This window comes from Moritella sp. 36, from assembly GCF_018219415.1.
Classification (GTDB): domain Bacteria; phylum Pseudomonadota; class Gammaproteobacteria; order Enterobacterales; family Moritellaceae; genus Moritella.
Genome location: NZ_CP056120.1, coordinates 4,400,806 through 4,419,587, shown reverse-complemented (window position 1 = coordinate 4,419,587; position 18,782 = coordinate 4,400,806). Strand labels below are relative to the sequence as shown.

Below are 18,782 nucleotides of genomic sequence, written 5' to 3'. Positions count from 1 at the left end.
CAGATTAGCGCCCTAGAGGGTATTAGTTTTCTACTCAAGTGACGAAATAATCGCGATTATAGTACTTATTTTTTGTCGGTATTATTGGCGCGATAGAATCGTTAAAGGGGATATTTAAATGCCCGATTGGTAATTATAGAGATTGATTATATTCATTAGCTTGGAGGCTATAATTTTGTTATCTTAGCTTCGTTGTTTTATTATTAAGGTACGTTTTCGATGAGCTCACATGGTCTACTTCCAACGGTATTATTGTCTTCTATTACGCTGCTATTATCCCTGTCTCCTTCTATTCATGCCGCTGAAGATAAGTACTACTCTGAAAATGAAGGTGAAGGTAAGGTTTCAAATAAAGGTTATTGGGGTAAGAATCGTGGTCACGTAGGCGGTGAAGAGCAACGTAAACCATCACCTATAGTAGAAGAGCCTGAACAACCAGAATTTACACCATTTGAATTTCCTGTACCACTTTATTCTAATCTTAGTTTTGGCATAACGTTAAACAGTAATTATGATGATTACGAGAGGCACGGAACTTCCTTAGCTAGTAACCCTGGGATTGATTACGTAGTTGACGATATCTTTGCTGATGATCTTGTCTGGCAAGCGAATATAGATTACAAAAATGGAGATGTATTAGTCTCTAATGGTATTGGTATTTTACCTGAAGATAGCCTTATTGGTGTGGGTGTTAATGCTTTCTGGGATATAGAGTTGAACTCCGGTAACCACCGTTTATCGGTTGGTACTAAATACGATGACCCAAATTATATTTTTAATTTGTCATCGAATATTTATTTTCCGACGTCTGGTAAAGATCATGAAGGTGACCTAGTTAACAGTGTGGATATTCGTGCCGAGGGCGCAATAACGACAACCGTAAAATTCCATAGTTCTTTTGAGTATTTCTTCGGTGATGATATTCAAATGAATGATGATTACGACCCTACTGATAATAGTCATAAATTAACAGTAGGCCTGGATTACACGCCAATCTCATTATTACAATTAGGGGCTGAAGCAACCAAAGTGAAAGAGCATGATGTCGGTTATGGTGTATATCTTTACTTCAACTATGATCCATGGCGACCATTTAGTGAACAGTTAGAGCTTATTTCTGATAATGATTTTTTGATGCATCAAATGATCCCATTCTCGCGTTCTAAAGTGCTTCCGCGTACTGCAAACTAGTGTAGAGTAGCGTCATCGTAATAACGCGCAGATAAAAGTGTGGGTATACAGTGACAAATAAAAATGATGGTTTTAGTTTTAAACAGTTTCATGTTTCACACGCTGATTGTGCGATGAAAGTAGGAACTGACGGTATTTTACTTGGCGGCTGGGCGGATGTGACAACAACGCCCGAAGCACCGCTAACAGTACTGGATATTGGTACTGGTTCAGGTCTTATTAGTCTTATGTTAGCGCAACGCTGTCAAGGTGAGCTACAAGCAACCGCGATTGATATTGACGAATTGGCGTGCCAACAAGCAAAAAAAAATATTGATAACTCACCATGGGCATCTTCAATCGTAGTTAAACATGCTGCTTTGCAATCATTCACCCCGGCATCTAAAGATAAAGATACTAAGTTTGACCTTATCGTTTCTAACCCACCTTATTTTATTCATGGCCAAAGTTTTACCGATGATGCCCGCAAAATTGCAAGGCATACGGGAAGCTTAACGCATCAGGAACTCGTGGATTGTGCGCTGGAATTATTATCACCAAATGGACGTATAGCACTTGTGTTACCTTATGATGCTGGTTGTGAACTTGTTAATTACTGCCAACAATTAGGTAATTTGCAAATAACGTGTCTGAACATAAAAACAACGCATACAAAGGCTTACAAACGTATGTTGATGAGTATTTCTCGAGGTCATAATCAATTGCAAAACCAGTCTCTTACTGTCCATAACCCAGATGGCAGTTACTCCCATGATTACCAGACCATCACTAAAGATTTTTACCTAAAAATGTAATTTCATTATAGTGCTGGCAGATTTGCTCTTGCACTTAATTACCAGATTGTTAGTATCGGTAATTAATAGGTGAGTGGCTGATACAAAATTCTTTACAAGAACATAATTATAATACTTTGTGCTACACCGGCTGGAGAGTATCTCTCCATGCTTACTTCACGGAAGAAGTTGATAAATGAAAACACAACAACATCTAAGCAGAGAGTATATTAATGACAACTAAGTTAAAAACAACTGATGTTTTAGCCATCGGCTTTATGACGTTCGCCTTCTTTTTAGGCGCAGGCAATATCATCTTTCCACCTTTAGCAGGTAATCTTGCTGGGCAATCATTTATGCCTGCAATGTTTGGTTTCCTTGTTACTGCTGTCGGTTTACCCCTGATTACAATCATCGCCGTTGCAAAAGCAGGCGGTGGTTTAATTACTATGACACGCTTTTTACCGGCAATGGTCGGCACCGCGATTGCCGTAGCTATTTATGTCATTATCGGTCCAGCCTTTGCTGCACCAAGAACAAGCTTAGTTGCTTATGAAATGGGGATTAAACCTTTTCTAGGTGATGCAGCTAACGATACTACATTGGCTTTGTACTCTGTTATCTTCTTCATTATTACTGCCTGTTTCGCTTTAGGCCAAGGTAAAATGATTGATAACATCGGTAAGATCTTAACTCCGGCATTAATTATATTATTAACGGTATTAGCGATTGCGGTCTTTATCATGCCACAAGGTGATATTGGCGCGGCACGTGAAGCGTATATAGATAGTCCTTTTACCAAAGGTTTCCTTGAAGGTTATAACACCATGGATACCTTTGCGTCATTAATGTTTGGTATGTTGATTATTAACGTACTTAAAAGCAAAGGCGTAAAAGATAAAGCGGGTCAATTTAAATATTTAGTCATGGCGGGTTCTATCGCAGCTGCGGGTCTTGCATTTGTTTATATTTCACTATTCTACTTAGGCGCAACGAGCCAATCTCTCATTGCCGCTGGTGCTGATGTAAATGGTGCGATGATCTTAGCTACTTATGTACAAGCCTTATTCGGTATGCCTGGCCAGTACATCTTAGCGGCGGTTGTAACATTAGCATGTTTAACGACAGCTGTAGGCTTAGCAAGTGCGGTAGCAGAATTTTTCCATGAGTTAAAGCCACAATGGTCATACAAAATGCTCGTTATTATTAATTGCATCGCGTGTGCGATTGTAGCGAATGTTGGTTTATCACAACTCATTAGTATCTCGGTACCGGTATTGTTTGCGGTATACCCACTTGCGATTGCGATTGTTGCACTAATCTTATTACAAGAACGTTTCCCTAATCCACAGTTTGCATTCCGTTTCGTTATGGTTGTTGCATTCATGTTTGGTTTATTAGACGGCATGAAAGTAGCGGGTATTGCAATGAGTGGCTTTGAATTTTTACCATTATTTGATCAAGGTTTAGCTTGGGTATTACCCACTGTACTTGCAATTATAATATCGATTGTTGCAATGCGTTCGCAAACGAATGTGCGTGTTGCTACAGCAAAATAGTCGGTCATATGCTCTAAATTAGAGTTGATTGTACTCATTTTAAATCCGTTCCCTCGTGAACGGATTTTTTATGTGATTTTTGTGTGAGTAACGCTTTATAGCACTATAATGAGGTGGTTTGATGGGTAATGAACTGTGGTTAGCGTTGGCGATTGTATTGATTATCGAAGGTACTATGCCGATGATAATGCCTAAGCAATGGCAAAAAATGCTAACCCTTATTACGCAGCTGCCCGCTGACAAAATACGCAAATATGCAGGTTGCCTGGTCGTAATCGGTATCGTATTATTGATTACGTTGTAATATAATTGTGCAACAGAACAACAAGTAAACTTATATTTTCTGATTTTAATGAGATAGAAATCAAATTTTTTAAACATTTTGATTTAAATTTTGCTAGAATCCTCTTTTAACCAACAACCGCGACGGTATCATGGGAAAGAATGTAGTTATTCTCGGCACTCAATGGGGTGACGAAGGTAAAGGTAAAGTAGTTGATCTACTAACTGACAGAGCTAAATATGTTGTGCGCTACCAAGGTGGTCACAATGCTGGTCACACTCTAGTAATCAATGGTGAAAAAACAGTTCTTCACTTAATTCCATCTGGTATTTTACGTTCAAACGTTAAATGTATCATTGGTAACGGTGTAGTATTAGCACCTGATGCATTAATGACTGAAGTTAAAATGCTTGAAGATCGAGGCATCCCAGCTCGTGAGCGTATGCTTATCAGCGAAGCGTGTCCATTAATTCTGCCATATCATGTATCACTAGATGCTGCCCGTGAAAAAGCACTTGGCAAAAAAGCAATTGGTACAACTGGTCGTGGTATCGGTCCAGCTTACGAAGATAAAGTAGCTCGTCGTGGTTTACGTGTTGGTGATCTATTCAACATGGAACTGTTTGCTGTTAAATTGAAAGAAGTAATGGAATACCATAACTTCCAACTACAGCATTACTATAACGAACCAGAAGTAAGCTATGAAGATGTACTAGCACAGATGCACGAAGTTGCACCTATTCTACTAGACATGATCGTAGACGTAACTTCACTTCTTGATGATGCACGTCGCCGCGGTGATGACATCATGTTTGAAGGTGCTCAAGGTACGTTACTAGATATCGACCACGGTACTTACCCGTATGTAACATCATCAAACACAACTGCAGGTGGCGTAGCTACTGGTAGTGGTTTTGGTCCATGTCACATCGATTACGTTCTTGGTATCACTAAAGCTTACACTACGCGTGTAGGCTCTGGTCCATTCCCAACTGAACTTGATGATGAAATTGGTCATCACCTAGGTACTAAAGGCCATGAATTTGGTGCAACTACTGGACGTGAACGTCGTTGTGGTTGGTTTGACGCAGTTGCAATAAAACGTGCAATTCAGTTAAACAGCATCACAGGTTTCTGCCTAACTAAACTGGACGTATTAGACGGTTTAGAAACGTTGAAAATCTGTACTGGCTACATGCAGCAAGACGGTTCAATCCTTGACGTGCCACCAATGGCTGCTGACGGTTATGAACTTGTTAAACCTGTATACGAAGAAATGCCAGGCTGGAGTGACGTAACATACGGCGCTACTTCTCTAGAGCAACTTCCAGAAGCTGCAATCGCTTACATCAAGCGCATTGAAGAAATTACGGGCGTGCCAATTCATATCGTATCAACTGGCCCAGATCGTAACGAAACAATGGTATTAGTTAACCCATACGACGTATAAGTCTGCCTGGTTAAACTGATAAATAAAAGGTCGCGTATGCGGCCTTTTTTGTATCTACAATTTATAAAAGCTACGTACCCTATAATCTTAGTTACCGTTTGTGACCTAATGATTTACGGTAAGGCTGTAGTTTCAGGTACAAAAAAGCCGTTTGATTCTTCGCGATAAGAATCAAACGGCTTTTTATTCACTAATCGGTTACTGCTTAATTACTGCGGTTTGCTGCAATGTAAGCGAGTGAGATCAGCGCTTGCTTGTATTCTGACTCAGGTAGTACTGCAATTGCTTGAACAGCTAAATCAGCTTCTTGCTGGGCTCTATCAAAGCAATAAGTAAGTGAGCCAGTACGGTCAAGTATCGCCAGAATGGCATCAAGATTATCCATGCCATTCATCTTCTCGATAGCTTCGCGTACCATTAATGCTTCTTGTTCGGTACCGTTCGCCATCGCATGAATTAATGGCAGTGTTGGTTTACCCTCTGCAAGGTCATCTCCAACGTTTTTACCCATCTCTTGAGCATCAGCTGTGTAGTCCATCACATCATCAATCAACTGGAATGCTGCACCTAAATGCACACCATAATCAATCATCGCTTGTTCGATGTGTGCCGGTTGCTCAGAGATAACCGCTGCAAGTTGCGTAGCGGCTTCAAATAGTTTGGCTGTTTTGTAGTAGATGACATCCATATAACGTTTTTCGTCAGTGTCTGCATCATTACAATTCATTAACTGTAATACTTCACCCTCAGCAATTACATTGGTTGCATCAGACAAAATATCGATAATTTTACTGTTATTGAGTTTTGCCATCATTTGAAAAGAGCGTGAGTATAAGAAGTCACCCACTAGCACGCTTGCCGCATTGCCAAATGCAGCATTTGCCGTTTCACGACCACGGCGCATGTCTGACTCATCAACCACATCATCATGCAACAAGGTTGAAGTATGAATAAACTCGATGATAGCGGCTACATCAATATGTTGTTGCCCCTGGTAACCCAGCGCGCGTGCACTTAACGTTGCTATTAGTGGACGAATGCGTTTACCGCCACCATTTACAATGTAATAACCCACTTGATTTACGAGGGCAACATCCGATTGCAGTCGATCTAAAATGAGTTCATTGACAGCGTCCATATCTTGTTTTGATAACGCTTGAATGGCTTTAATATCCATGAGTATAAGTTCCGTGCTACTTTTTATAGTTATATGACGATTTGAAAAGCTATTGATAGCTATATAGATAACTAGTTCTATCTTGATTGTAGGCTACAAGCTGAAATGCCCGTCAAATTTATGTCGTAATTGTACACTAAATTGGAATTGCCGAAAGGATTAAGCAGCAGCGATTTACAACTTTACTGCTTATTTATATTTATTTTAAAAATCAGCTTGCCTAACCGGGGAGTTTTGAGTAGAATTCGCGCCATTGTTATAAATTATTATGACGTGTCGCTACCTAAGGTACGCTGGACACGAATCGGAGTCAGAAAACATGTATGCTGTTTTCCTAAGCGGTGGCAAACAACACCGCGTTGCTGAAGGTCAAACTCTTCGTCTAGAACTTCTAGACGTTGAAGCTGGTTCAAGCATCGAATTTAACGAAGTATTAATGGTAGCTAACGGCGAGAATATCGAAGTTGGCGCACCTTACCTTGAAGGTAAGAAAATCACTGCTGAAGTGGTATCTCATGGTCGTGCGGACAAGGTTAAAATCCTTAAGTTCCGTCGTCGTAAGCACTCTCGTAAACAGATGGGTCACCGTCAATGGTTTACAGAAGTTAAGATTACTAAAATCGCTTAATTAGGAGTACTAAAAGATGGCACATAAGAAAGCTGGTGGTAGTACCAACAACGGTCGTGATTCAGAAAGCAAACGTTTAGGCGTAAAACGCTTTGGTGGCGAATCAGTTCTTGCGGGTAACATTCTAGTTCGTCAACGTGGTACTAAATTCCACGCTGGTACAAACGTAGGTTGTGGTCGTGACCACACTCTATTCGCTAAAGCTAGCGGTAAAGTGCAGTTCGAAGTTAAAGGACCACAAAACCGTAAGTTCATTAGCATTGTAGCTGAATAATTTCAGTACAAACTAAGAATTTTTAAACCCCGCCTATATGGCGGGGTTTTTTTATTGCTAAAATAAATATTAGTAATAAAAATAGTAGTCATTGATCGAGATTATTTTATCAACTTGCTGGTTAAGCTTGTCGAGTTATAATTCTCCATTGATAAAGTTGATAGCTGCACGGATTAATTTATTGATTCAATTATTTTACGGATGAAGTGATCTTACTGGTTAAGAGATCGATTACTTAATCCGTGCAACTAACTGCATTCCTAATTTGTAGGAGCGATAGCGAAATGAAATTTGTAGATGAAACCCGAATCAAAGTTGAAGCCGGTGATGGCGGTAGTGGTTGTGTAAGCTTCCGCCGTGAAAAATATGTTGCTCGTGGTGGCCCTGATGGTGGTGACGGCGGCGATGGCGGTCATGTATATATGATTGCAGATGAAAACTTAAATACGCTAGTCGATTTTCGTTTTGTCCGCTTCCATAAAGCGGAACGTGGTGAGAATGGTCGTCCTAAAGATCAAACGGGTGCTCGTGGTGAAGATATCACTTTACGTGTTCCTGTTGGTACGCGTGTAGCAGATGATGATACTGGTGAAGTTATTGCCGATCTTGTTATGCACGGTCAACGTAAAATGGTTGCTAAAGCTGGTTTCCACGGTTTAGGTAACACTCGTTTTAAAAGCAGTGTAAACCGTGCACCTCGTCAAAAGACACTAGGTACACCAGGTGAAGTGCGTAACTTACGTTTAGAACTAATGTTACTTGCTGACGTCGGTTTATTAGGTTTACCAAATGCTGGTAAGTCTACTTTCATTCGTGCGATTTCTGCTGCGAAACCAAAAGTTGCAAACTACCCGTTTACAACATTAGTACCTAACCTAGGTGTAGTAAGTGCAAGCCCAGAGCGTAGCTTCGTGGTTGCCGATATCCCAGGTCTTATTGAAGGTGCTTCTGATGGTGCTGGTCTAGGTATCCGTTTCTTACGTCACTTAGAACGTTGTCGTTTAATGGTTCACATTGTTGACCTATTACCTGAGAACATGAGTGATCCAGCTGAAAACGCAAAAGTTATTGTTAGCGAACTGGAAAAATACAGTGCCAAGCTAGCAGCTAAAACATGTTGGTTAGTATTTAACAAAACCGATCTTGTATTAGATGAAGAAGCTGAAGAAACAATTAAAGCGGTAGTGGCTGCGATTAATTGGGAAGGCGAAGTTCATACTATGTCTGCTTCAAGTGGTGTTGGTACCAAAGACCTTGTTCGCGCTATGATGGAACAGATTGAGTCTATGCCACGTCCTAAGATCGAAATGCCAGTTGAAGATGATGGCGATGTTGGCTTCTTATGGGATGAATACCATAAAGACCAAATTGCTAATCACGCCGTTATTGAAGATTGCGATGATGATGACGATTGGGATGATTGGGACGAAGAAGATGACGGCCACGTTATCTATGCTCGTGACTAAGCCTAATTAAACATTACGTTTATATTAAAATACCAGCCATGTGCTGGTATTTTTTTATCTAAAATTATACTTTTAGGCGTTTGGTCCATAATTTGCACTGAAATCATGGTTTTACATAATAAACGTATGCTTTAATGACAAAAAACTTTCAATTCAACTCAAATTAGCAGATAATCCCGCCCGTTCACAAAGTGAATATAGCAGGTAATAATTACCTATATTTTAAATCCGGTTATTTAATAATTGTCAGCTTAGAACTTTCCACTTTTCCGCTAAGCGATAGCCATTTATTAAATATCCAGTCACCTTAGTTTGTATCTATCAGTTGCATTAAAGAGCAATAAGTACAGACAGCCACTGTCATACAGTGAGTAAGGTGAACGAAACAAAAAGTGAGTACCTTAATGAATACCGCAAGTCAGTCTACCTCTGCTTCAACGAACACTTCTACTTTTGCAACTTTGATGGAAAAGTTGTTTAAGTTAAAAGCACATAATACGACAATTAAAACAGAAGTAATGGCAGGTTTAACTACTTTTGTCACCATGGCTTATATTCTATTTGTTAACCCTGATATTATGTCGATTGCGGGCATGGATTACCAAGCGGTATTCGTTGCAACAGCACTTAGTGCAGCAATTGGCTGTATCTTCATGGGTCTTTATGCGAACTGGCCTGTTGGTCTAGCGCCAGGTATGGGGCTTAATGCCTTTTTTACCTTCGCTGTTGTAAAGGGAATGGAATATACTTGGGAAGTAGCATTAGGTGCTGTATTTATTTCAAGCATCGTATTTGTCATCATGAGTGTAACGAAACTACGCGGTTGGATTATCGATAGTATTCCAAGCAGCTTGCGCTACGCAATGACAGCGGGTGTTGGTCTGTTCTTAGGTATTATTGGTTTAAAAGCAGCTGGCATCATCACTGCAAGCCCTGCAACGTTAGTGACACTGGGTAACTTTCATGATCCTAAAGTTATCTTAGGCTCACTCAGCTTTTTAATTATCGCTATCTTAGCAACACGTAAAGTATTCGGTGCGGTATTAATCGGTATTGTTATTACGACGGCAATCAGTGTGGTAATGGGTTTAGTCAGCCTACCAGATCAAGTCGTATCACTACCAACTGGCTTATCTAAAACATTCATGAAAATGGACGTAATGGGTGCGTTAGACGTATCTATGGTCAGTATCATCCTCGCATTCTTATTTGTAAACATGTTTGACACGGCTGGTACCATGATTGGTGTCGCTGAAAAATCAGACATGTATAACAAAGATGGCAAAATTGAAAACCTCAATAAAGCATTAACTGCAGACAGTGTTGCAAGTGTTGCGGGTGCGATAATTGGTTGTCCGCCGGTAACAACTTACATTGAAAGTAATGCGGGTATTGCTGAAGGTGGTCGTACAGGCTTAACGGCAGTTGTTGTTGGTCTACTATTCTTAGCGGCAATGTTTTTTGCACCAATAGCTCAGGTTGTACCAAGTTTCGCAACGGCTGGCGCGTTAATCTATGTTGCTTTCTTAATGGTTGGTAGCCTACATAAAGTGAACTGGGGTGAGTTCACAGACTACGTTCCTGCTGCAATCACCGCTATTATGATGCCACTAACGTATTCAATCGCTGATGGTATCATCTTAGGCTTCTTATCATTCACTATCATTAAGCATTGCACAGGTCGTTCTGCTGATGTGTCTTTAGGTATGAATGTATTAGCTGTTGTATTCATCGCGAAATTAGCATTTATCTAATGCGTTAGACTGCCAATCATTGACGGTGCCTGTGTTACCGCTAATGTGATCGCAGCTAATAGATAAATAAGTGCCAGCTGAGTATGCGCTATTCGTGTATATTAGGCTGGCATTTTTGATCTTCAAACCCTGTAGGTGTTGCCCCTATGACCTTAAGTGTTACACTTTCCTTTCATTCCATTTTATCTTAGCGGGGCAGAATGCCAAAATTAGAATCTCAATGTTGCCCAGAACCACAATGTAGTGCTGAATTACCTGCATTAGATGATCAGCATATTGCTTCTCTCGCGCATCTCTTTCATTTGTTAGGTGATGAAGGCCGTATTCGCTTAGTACTTGCCTGTATGGCTGGACCTGTTCCTGTTTCTGAGTTATCAGCAGTTACTGGGATGTCACAATCACTGACCAGCCACCATTTACGTCATTTACGTGAAGCGCGTATTTTACGCTCTGAACGTCAAGGTAAACAAATCCTTTATCGATTGGATGATCACCATATTCGTCATGTGGTACATGATCTGGCTTGCCACGTGACTGAGCATGCATAATTTTTATTCGAGCTCCTAGCTTAAAGGTTTTATTTTAAAGAGAGTGCCATGCGAAACCTATTTATCGAATTTTTAACCCAACTTGGTTGTGCCGATCGCGCGCATGACATCGACCATATTGAGCGTGTTGTTGCAACCGCTAGACAGCTAGGTGCGTGTGAAGGGGCTGAATTGGCTATTTTAGAGCCCGCCGCTTGGTTGCATGATTGTGTATCGGTTGCGAAAGATCATCCACAACGCAAGCAAGCCTCTTTATTAGCAGCAGATCGTGCCGTGGCATTCTTACAAGAGATAAATTACCCTCAGCAATATCACCAAGCTATTCATCATGCCATCGTCGCACATAGCTTTAGCGCGAATATTACGCCGGAAACTTTAGAGGCGAAAATATTACAAGATGCTGATCGTATGGATGCACTTGGTGCCATTGGTATTGTCCGCTGTATTTTAGTCGGTGGTAAGCTTAATCGTCAGCTCTATAGCAGCATTGATCCACTCTGTGTTGATCGTGAGCCAAATGACGATGTGTACACGCTCGATCACTTCTTTACTAAGTTGCTGATGTTGGGCGAGAGTATGAATACACAGGCTGCAAAGGCGGAAGCAGAGCGACGCAGCGTGTATATGCGTGATTTCTTAGCGCAGTTACAGTCTGAACTACTGACGCACGAGTAGAGAGTTAAAACTTAAATATAGCGCTTAAGAACATGACTGCTAACTTATTTTTCGTGAACAATAACGAATGAGTTAGCTTTTTTTTGTAAATACACTTGAATGAAATTTAATATGAATATATATTTATATGTAAGTTAACTGGCTTGAACGCTTTAACTGTTATTTATATTACTAACTTTGATTCAATTCTATTTACGAGGATAAACGCATGTCATGTAAAGGCAATACTGCAACAGCAGTCGCATCAAAATCAAACCTAGGATGTTGTGGTAGTGATCACAGCAAAACACACGTACACGAACATCAACATACAGATGAGCATAATGTAACATCTGCAAGTAGCGATTCTTGCTGTGTACCCGTAGAATCAAACGAGATTATTGCTGACGACGAGGAACCCGAGTCCAGTAGCTTAACTGCCCGTTTATCTTGGTTAGTCACTGGCATGGATTGCCCGAGTTGTGCCCGAAAAGTAGAAAAAGTCGTTCAAGCATTACCACAAGTAAAGCAATGCCGTGTTGCATTCGCCACCGAAAAACTACTTGTTGATATCGAAAAAAACACCAATAGCAATACTGTTGATAACATAAAAGAAGACGTTATTAATGCTGTTGTGAAGGCTGGCTTTAAGTTACAAGAAGCGGGTAAAAAAGCTAAAAATGTAGAAGAAGATAACTCGCTATCACAAAACATCCGTGAACATTGGCATGCGATTACGTTAGTCAGTGCCATCGTTATTGCCGCAATCCTAACGCAATTTAACAGTGATGCAAGTCAGTGGCTTTTTACCTTCGCCAGTGTATTTGGTGTTATTCCTGTTATTAACCGCTCAATTAAATTAGCGCGTTCAGGTACCCCATTTGCCATCGAAACATTAATGTCAGTTGCCACCGTCGGCGCCCTTATTTTAGGCGAAACCGCAGAGTCTGCAATGGTACTTGTACTGTTCATGATCGGGGAGAAACTGGAATCGTTTGCAGCAGGTAAAGCACGTAAAGGCGTTAAATCATTAATGTCATTAGTGCCAGAGGAAGCAACTAAAATAGTGGGTGATAAGCGCGTGCTAGTTGCAGCAAGTGACTTGCAACCAGGCGATATTATTGAAATTAAACCCGGCGATCGTCTACCGGCTGATGGTGCGTTACTTGCTTCTGGTATTAGTTTTGACGAAAGTGCATTAACGGGTGAATCTGTTCCTGTTGAGCATCAAGCTGACGATATTGTGATGGCGGGTAGCTTAGCTGTTAATCGTGTTGCGCAATTACGTGTTGTGTCAGAACCTGGTAATAATGCGATTGACCGTATTCTACATCTGATTGAAGAAGCGGAAGAAAACAAAGCACCAATCGAACGTTACCTTGATAGATTCAGTCGTTGGTACACACCTGCAATGATGTTATTAGCATTAGTTGTTGTGATTGTGCCACCATTATTGTTTGGCGGTGATTGGACTGAGTGGGTATATAAAGGGTTAACATTGTTACTGATTGCTTGTCCTTGTGCCTTAGTAATATCTACACCAGCAGCAGTGACATCGGCATTATCTGCAGCCAGTAAACGTGGCGTGTTAGTGAAAGGTGGTGCAGCGCTAGAGCAGATTGGCCGTATCCAACAAATTGCCTTTGATAAAACCGGTACATTAACGCAAGGTGTACCCGAAGTGACCAGTATCGTTAGCTTTATTGATGATGAAAATAAGGTATTACAGCTTGCTGCGAGTATTGAACAAACTTCGAATCACCCATTAGCAAAAGCGATATTGACGCATGCGGAACTAAAATCAGTCGCTTTGTTAGCGGTTAGTAATGACCAGACATTAGCGGGCTTGGGTGTACAAGGTGAAGTTCAACTGGGTGAGTCTGCACAGTTAATTAAGTTATTAGCTCCGCACCATATGACCGCACAGCTAGCGCAACTTCCTGAGGTTCGAAGTGCTATCGTAAACCTCGAAAATGGCGGCAATACTACAGTTGTAGTGCTGCAAAACGAGATCGTTATTGGTTTGGTTGCACTGGCTGATCGTATTCGTGAAGATGCGCGTGAAGCGGTAGAAAAATTGCAAAAGCTCGGTATTAATGCCGTGATGTTAACGGGCGATAACCGCCGAACAGCGAAAGTAATCGCCGATTCGCTAGGCATGGAATATCGTGCCGAACTATTACCAGAAGATAAATCACGTATTGTTGGTGAACTTAACCAGGGTAAAGATACTGCAATGGTGGGTGATGGTATTAACGATGCGCCAGCAATGAAGCGTGCAAAACTTGGTATTGCGATGGGCGGTGGTACCGATGTAGCGTTAGAAGCGGCAGACGTAGCATTAATGCATAACCGATTAGTTGAATTGCCACACATGGTTGAGCTTGGTCAGGAAACATTGGCTAATATTAAACAAAATATTACCTTGGCGGTTGGGCTTAAAGCTGTGTTTTTGGTGACGACATTACTTGGATTCACAGGACTGTGGGTTGCTATTCTAGCGGATTCAGGGGCCACTGCACTTGTTACAGCTAATGCATTAAGACTATTACGATTTAATGGTAAGAAATAATACGTTTAACGGTAAAAATAAATAGTACATTTTGTTCTATACTTAACAAAGCTCATCAAACTTAGTTTGGTGAGCTTTTTATTTGATGTTTAATTTACTGTTATACAGGTCTTCATCGGCTATTTTAAATAAACTCTCGATCGTTTCACCTGTTCGCCACGTTGCCGAACCAATTGCAGAGGTGATCTGAAATTCGCTCAGTAGTGAGTCATTGTTAATTTCAGCGTCAATACGCTCTACGACTAAGCGAGTTGATTGTTCTGATGCTGGCTGCAAGATAATTGCAAATTCATCGCCACCTAATCGGAATGCGATATCACTATTACGAATACTACGCTGCAATACGCGCGCATAATGTTTCAAAATACGATCACCAAATTGATGGCCATAAGTATCATTGATACGTTTGAAATCATCTAAGTCAGTAATCAATAACGCCATGTTGGATTTATGACGCTGGCATTGGCTATAAGAACGCTGAATGTTTTCATCAAAACTCGCGCGATTATCTAAACCGGTTAAATGATCTTTCATGATCCTAATTTGCATTTCTTGTAGCATTAAGGCGTGCATGAGATTAGTGACCAGCAGTTGATGTAATTCTTTTAATACGCTGAGTTCATTAATTTGTAATGGTTTGACTGAGCTATATACCAACGATCCCAAATCTTTACCTTGTGCCGTCAAATGATAATGTTGTTGAAAAACGGCGGTGCAGTCAGTCTTTAATTGGATATTGTTGGCTGCCTCAGTAAAACTTAAACCGGTAAAGCGGACATGCTGTGCCGCTATTGCGGCAAAATTATGTAACAAAGAATTGACGTCTAGGCTAGTTTGTAATTTTTTTAACGTGGTAATGGTTTGTGCCAAGCTTAACTTCTGTTGTCGCTTTGGCGTAGTAAGCCCATAATTAGTATGCATTTTGGGGGCGTTTATGATGCTTAAATTATCCATTTTAACCTCAGTCAAAAAAATCACTAGTCTAGTGTGATGTTAAATAATGCATATTGTGTACCATATTTTTAAAAATTAGGGTTAATTAATGCGGATCTTTGTTATTGATCCTTTGGTCAACTTGTTAAATCGGGAGCTAGTACATATTCTTTAGTGGCATTGTTTTTATTATCTTAGTCACGCTATTGATGGCGTTCATGTAACTGATTAAGGAGGAAAATAATTTGTTTATTGATATCATTCAATTACTTTCTCTTGCGGTTGCACTCGTGGCGTTATTCCAACGTATCCACTTACCGCCTATTCTCGCGTACCTTGCTACGGGTATGATTGCTGGGCCTTATGGCTTTCAATTAATTGTTGAACAAGCTGATATTGAACTGTTTGCCGAATTGGGCGTCGTTTTCCTCATGTTTTCATTAGGTTTAGAGTTCTCACTGCCGCGTTTATTATCGATGCGACATTTAGTTGTGGGGCTTGGTGGTGGGCAAGTGCTGAGTGTTGGCGTGCTATTTATGCTGCTCGGGTTGTTTGCTTCACTCTATTGGGCACAAGCATTTGTCGTTGCATCTGCGATGTTAATGTCATCAACAGCTATTGTGATCAAGCAGTTAGCTGAATCGAAATTACTGAATAGTCGCTTATCTAAGCTCTCTATCAGTGTGCTGTTATTTCAAGATATCGCGGTGGTGCCTTTCCTTATTATGATCCCTTTATTGGCGCAGCAAAGTGGCGATGTCATGCTGATTGCCGAGCAAATGGGTTGGGCAATGGTCAAAGGTCTATTCGCGGTATTTTTGATCTTATCCGTGGGACGCTGGATATTACCAACCTTGTTTAAAGAGATAGCTTTAATTCGTTCTGATGAGCTTTTTGTCATGTCGACATTATTAGTGGCCTTAATCGCAGGGCTTATGACCCATTGGTTAGGTTTATCTATGGCATTGGGCGCTTTTTTAGCTGGTATGATGCTAGGTGAGGGGCCTTATCGCCATCAACTCGAAGCTGATATCCGTCCATTTCGCGATGTATTAATGGGACTCTTCTTTATCACCATCGGTATGCTGCTTAATTTACCGAGCTTAATCGAGGATTGGCCTCGTTTAATAATAGTGCTTGTGGTGATGATGTTAAGCAAGATTATCCTGGTGTTTATACTTGCTAAATGGTTAGGGGAAAGCAGCAGTAATGCGCTTAGTACAGGCTTAGTATTAGCGCAAATGGGGGAGTTTGGTTTTGTTTTATTGGCGTTAGCTGGAAAATTGGCATTATTACCTTTACCGTTAATTTCGACCCTTGTTGGTGTTGGGGTTATCAGTATGGCGATAACACCTTGGTTCATTGATTGCCATCAGGGCATCGTGCGGCGGTTATTATTTCAGTCTAAACCTAAACCTAAACGTAAAAGTGGACTATCACCACCACTTCCTGGGCAATACAGTGATCATGTGATCGTTTGTGGTTATGGCCGCAGCGGGCAAACTATCGCGCGTTTTTTAAAAATTGAAGGTATCCCTTATACTGTTATCGATCGTGATCCTGTTCGTGTGCAAGAAGCCTTAAATGGTGGTGAAAAAATTGAATTTGGTGATGCCAGTCGCCGTGAAATTCAAATGATGTTAGGTGCAGAGAAAGCCAAGTCGATTATTATCACGTTTAACGATACCGAGAAAGCCATTGAACTGTTAAAGGTAGTTAAACCATTAACCGATGCGAAGGTATTAGTACGTACCACTGATGACTCCAATATACAGATGTTACATAATGCGGGGGCGACTGATGTGGTGCCTGAGTCCTTAGAAGGGAGTTTAATGATGGTCTCGCATGTCTTGGCTATTTCTGGTGTACCAATTAAACGTATTTTGAAACGCTTACAGCATGAACGAAAGGGGCATTATAACCATTTACACGGGTTTTATTTTGGTGGTGAAAGCAATGTGTCTTTTGAAGAAAGTGAAGCGTTAGAACGGTTACACGCGATCCGGCTTGAGTTTGGTGCTTACGCGATTGGTAAAACAGTCGCAGAAGTGAAATTAAAAGAAGTCAGTTACCGTGCAGTGCGCCGACAAGGAATTGAGTTGACTCAAGTTCATCAAGACTTTATTTTTGAAGTGGGTGATGTGGTACTGGTTTGTGGGCCTTCTCGTTATGTAAAGCGGGCGGAACATTGTTTGTTAGGTGGTTGGGCTGGCTAGATTATATATTTAAAAAAGCCCTTAATTCCTGTTCTTGTTTTAATACATCTTGATAGCCTAAGCGCATTAATTCACGCGTATAGTTTTGTTCAAATATCAGATAAGACGTAATTGAAGAATGGCTGTGTTCATTTACCCCTATGGTGCGTAATAGCATTCGGATGGTGATGGGTAATTCGTAAAAGTATTCATCGGCAATGGCATTAATATCATGTTCATTGGCTAAGTGGAATAAGCCAATCTGTTTTATATTTAACGTTGATAGTTGTGATTCTGGAGTTAATGTTAGGGTGTCATTAATACGTTTTAACCGTTCAATGTCAGAGTTTAAGGTATCGGTAAAAACGGTATCGAGTAGATGCCCTGCGATATCGGCACCTGATGGAGTCTGGCGTAATTCTCCAGGTTTAAGCTTTTGTGGTGGTTGTTCTGCACCGATCACCAGTAACTTCTCTGCGCCAAGGTGGATGGCGGGGCTCAATGGTGATAGCTGATGTACGGAACCATCACCATAAAAATCATGGCCTATTTGGGTACAAGGGAAGACCAAAGGGATAGCGGAAGACGCTAATAAATGGTGGGCGTGTAACTGTGTTCGTAACCCACTGCGACGGGCGCGTTGCCATTCTTGTAATTGCTGATTACCTTGAAAAAAGCTGATGGAATCACCGTTGCTATAATCAGATGCGGTGATCGAAATCGCATCTAGGTGTTTGCGTTGAATGTTAATGTCGATACGGCGCATATCCAAATAACGATCCAGCAGTTTACGCAAGGGTTTGTTGTTAAACAGGGATACCGGTTGTCGCACCACGTGTGGCGACTGGAATCGTGATAAAAAGGTAAGTAACAAGTGCCGTGATATTTCGTTAAAACTGCATTGAAATACTTGGTTGGCGTGGAAGTTATTCCAGATGTATTCGAGCTTTTTAACCCCCAAGCGAAAGCAACTGGCGTAGCAAGCTATCGCACAACTGTTGATGGCCCCTGCTGATGTACCAGTGATTACTTTAAAAGGTGTACCGTGATTACGGGGATAAAACTCCGCAATGGCTTTTAGCGCACCGACTTGATACGCGGCCCTTGCGCCACCTCCTGTCAATAATAGTCCTTGTTTAGTCCCTGCCATAACAAGCCAAATCCATAGATAAAATTCTGTTTAATCAAAGAAGAAATATCCTCTATTAATTATTGTTAAAGACTCACTGCTTCGCCAAATTAATACTGTTGGATAGGGGGATTTAGGGGGATTTCTAGATGTTCGCGCTTTCAGACACGAAAAAGCCAAGCAGATGCTTGGCTTT

At 41.0% G+C, this 18,782-nt stretch carries 16 protein-coding genes; 13 read left to right on the top strand and 3 right to left on the bottom strand.

The features are described from left to right. Positions 1-219: 219 nt before the first annotated feature. The 5 genes from HWV03_RS19595 to HWV03_RS19575 all read left to right on the top strand — a co-directional run bounded on the left by HWV03_RS19595 (position 220) and on the right by HWV03_RS19575 (position 5,256). Positions 220-1,191 carry an inverse autotransporter beta domain-containing protein gene (locus tag HWV03_RS19595; protein ID WP_211677492.1) on the top strand — a complete coding sequence of 324 codons (972 nt, stop codon included), beginning with the start codon at positions 220-222 and terminating at the stop codon, positions 1,189-1,191. Between the two features lie 50 nt (positions 1,192-1,241). Beyond that, positions 1,242-1,985, top strand: a complete 744-nt coding sequence (locus HWV03_RS19590) for a tRNA1(Val) (adenine(37)-N6)-methyltransferase (protein WP_211677491.1) — start codon at positions 1,242-1,244, stop codon at positions 1,983-1,985. 212 nt (positions 1,986-2,197) lie between these two features. Beyond that, on the top strand, positions 2,198-3,523 hold the full coding sequence (gene brnQ / locus HWV03_RS19585; RefSeq protein ID WP_211677490.1) for a branched-chain amino acid transport system II carrier protein: 1,326 nt from the start codon (positions 2,198-2,200) through the stop codon (positions 3,521-3,523). Between the two features lie 121 nt (positions 3,524-3,644). After that, positions 3,645-3,827 carry a DUF2065 domain-containing protein gene (locus HWV03_RS19580; RefSeq protein ID WP_211677489.1) on the top strand — a complete coding sequence of 61 codons (183 nt, stop codon included), beginning with the start codon at positions 3,645-3,647 and terminating at the stop codon, positions 3,825-3,827. Positions 3,828-3,957: 130 nt separating this feature from the next. Then, positions 3,958-5,256 (top strand): adenylosuccinate synthase, encoded by a 1,299-nt coding sequence (locus HWV03_RS19575; protein WP_211673104.1) that lies wholly within the window; start codon positions 3,958-3,960, stop codon positions 5,254-5,256. 205 nt (positions 5,257-5,461) lie between these two features. Here the strand turns inward: HWV03_RS19575 and ispB are convergent, their stop codons facing one another. Further along, complete coding sequence (ispB, locus tag HWV03_RS19570; RefSeq protein ID WP_211673103.1) at positions 5,462-6,433, bottom strand: octaprenyl diphosphate synthase; 972 nt, start codon at positions 6,431-6,433, stop codon at positions 5,462-5,464. Positions 6,434-6,752: 319 nt separating this feature from the next. Between ispB and rplU the strand changes: the two genes are divergently transcribed. The 7 genes from rplU (at position 6,753) to HWV03_RS19535 (ending at position 14,329) form a co-directional block, all read left to right on the top strand. Then, a complete protein-coding gene (gene rplU, locus HWV03_RS19565; RefSeq protein WP_006034531.1) occupies positions 6,753-7,061 on the top strand; it encodes a 50S ribosomal protein L21 in 309 nt (102 codons plus the stop codon). A gap of 16 nt (positions 7,062-7,077) precedes the next feature. Then, positions 7,078-7,335 carry a 50S ribosomal protein L27 gene (gene rpmA, locus HWV03_RS19560; protein WP_019441736.1) on the top strand — a complete coding sequence of 86 codons (258 nt, stop codon included), beginning with the start codon at positions 7,078-7,080 and terminating at the stop codon, positions 7,333-7,335. A 284-nt stretch (positions 7,336-7,619) separates the two neighbouring features. Beyond that, positions 7,620-8,801 carry an Obg family GTPase CgtA gene (gene cgtA, locus HWV03_RS19555; RefSeq protein ID WP_211673102.1) on the top strand — a complete coding sequence of 394 codons (1,182 nt, stop codon included), beginning with the start codon at positions 7,620-7,622 and terminating at the stop codon, positions 8,799-8,801. A gap of 404 nt (positions 8,802-9,205) precedes the next feature. Beyond that, on the top strand, positions 9,206-10,555 hold the full coding sequence (locus tag HWV03_RS19550; RefSeq protein ID WP_211673101.1) for an NCS2 family permease: 1,350 nt from the start codon (positions 9,206-9,208) through the stop codon (positions 10,553-10,555). 200 nt (positions 10,556-10,755) lie between these two features. Next, the gene (locus HWV03_RS19545) at positions 10,756-11,103 is read left to right on the top strand and encodes an ArsR/SmtB family transcription factor (RefSeq protein WP_211673100.1); all 348 of its coding nucleotides are present in this window, start codon (positions 10,756-10,758) and stop codon (positions 11,101-11,103) included. A 48-nt stretch (positions 11,104-11,151) separates the two neighbouring features. Further along, positions 11,152-11,778 (top strand): HD domain-containing protein, encoded by a 627-nt coding sequence (locus HWV03_RS19540; RefSeq protein ID WP_211677488.1) that lies wholly within the window; start codon positions 11,152-11,154, stop codon positions 11,776-11,778. A 208-nt stretch (positions 11,779-11,986) separates the two neighbouring features. Continuing rightward, positions 11,987-14,329, top strand: coding sequence for a zinc/cadmium/mercury/lead-transporting ATPase (locus HWV03_RS19535; protein ID WP_211677487.1), 2,343 nt, complete (start codon positions 11,987-11,989; stop codon positions 14,327-14,329). A 78-nt stretch (positions 14,330-14,407) separates the two neighbouring features. On the opposite strand, the gene HWV03_RS19530 is transcribed toward HWV03_RS19535, so the two are convergent. Then, entirely contained in the window at positions 14,408-15,283 is an 876-nt protein-coding gene (locus HWV03_RS19530) for a GGDEF domain-containing protein (protein WP_211677486.1), read from the bottom strand. Between the two features lie 224 nt (positions 15,284-15,507). Between HWV03_RS19530 and HWV03_RS19525 the strand changes: the two genes are divergently transcribed. Further along, a complete protein-coding gene (locus HWV03_RS19525) occupies positions 15,508-17,478 on the top strand; it encodes a monovalent cation:proton antiporter family protein (protein ID WP_211677485.1) in 1,971 nt (656 codons plus the stop codon). Between the two features lies 1 nt (position 17,479). On the opposite strand, the gene HWV03_RS19520 is transcribed toward HWV03_RS19525, so the two are convergent. Beyond that, on the bottom strand, positions 17,480-18,607 hold the full coding sequence (locus tag HWV03_RS19520) for a patatin-like phospholipase family protein (protein ID WP_211673095.1): 1,128 nt from the start codon (positions 18,605-18,607) through the stop codon (positions 17,480-17,482). Between the last annotated feature and the right edge of the window lie 175 nt (positions 18,608-18,782).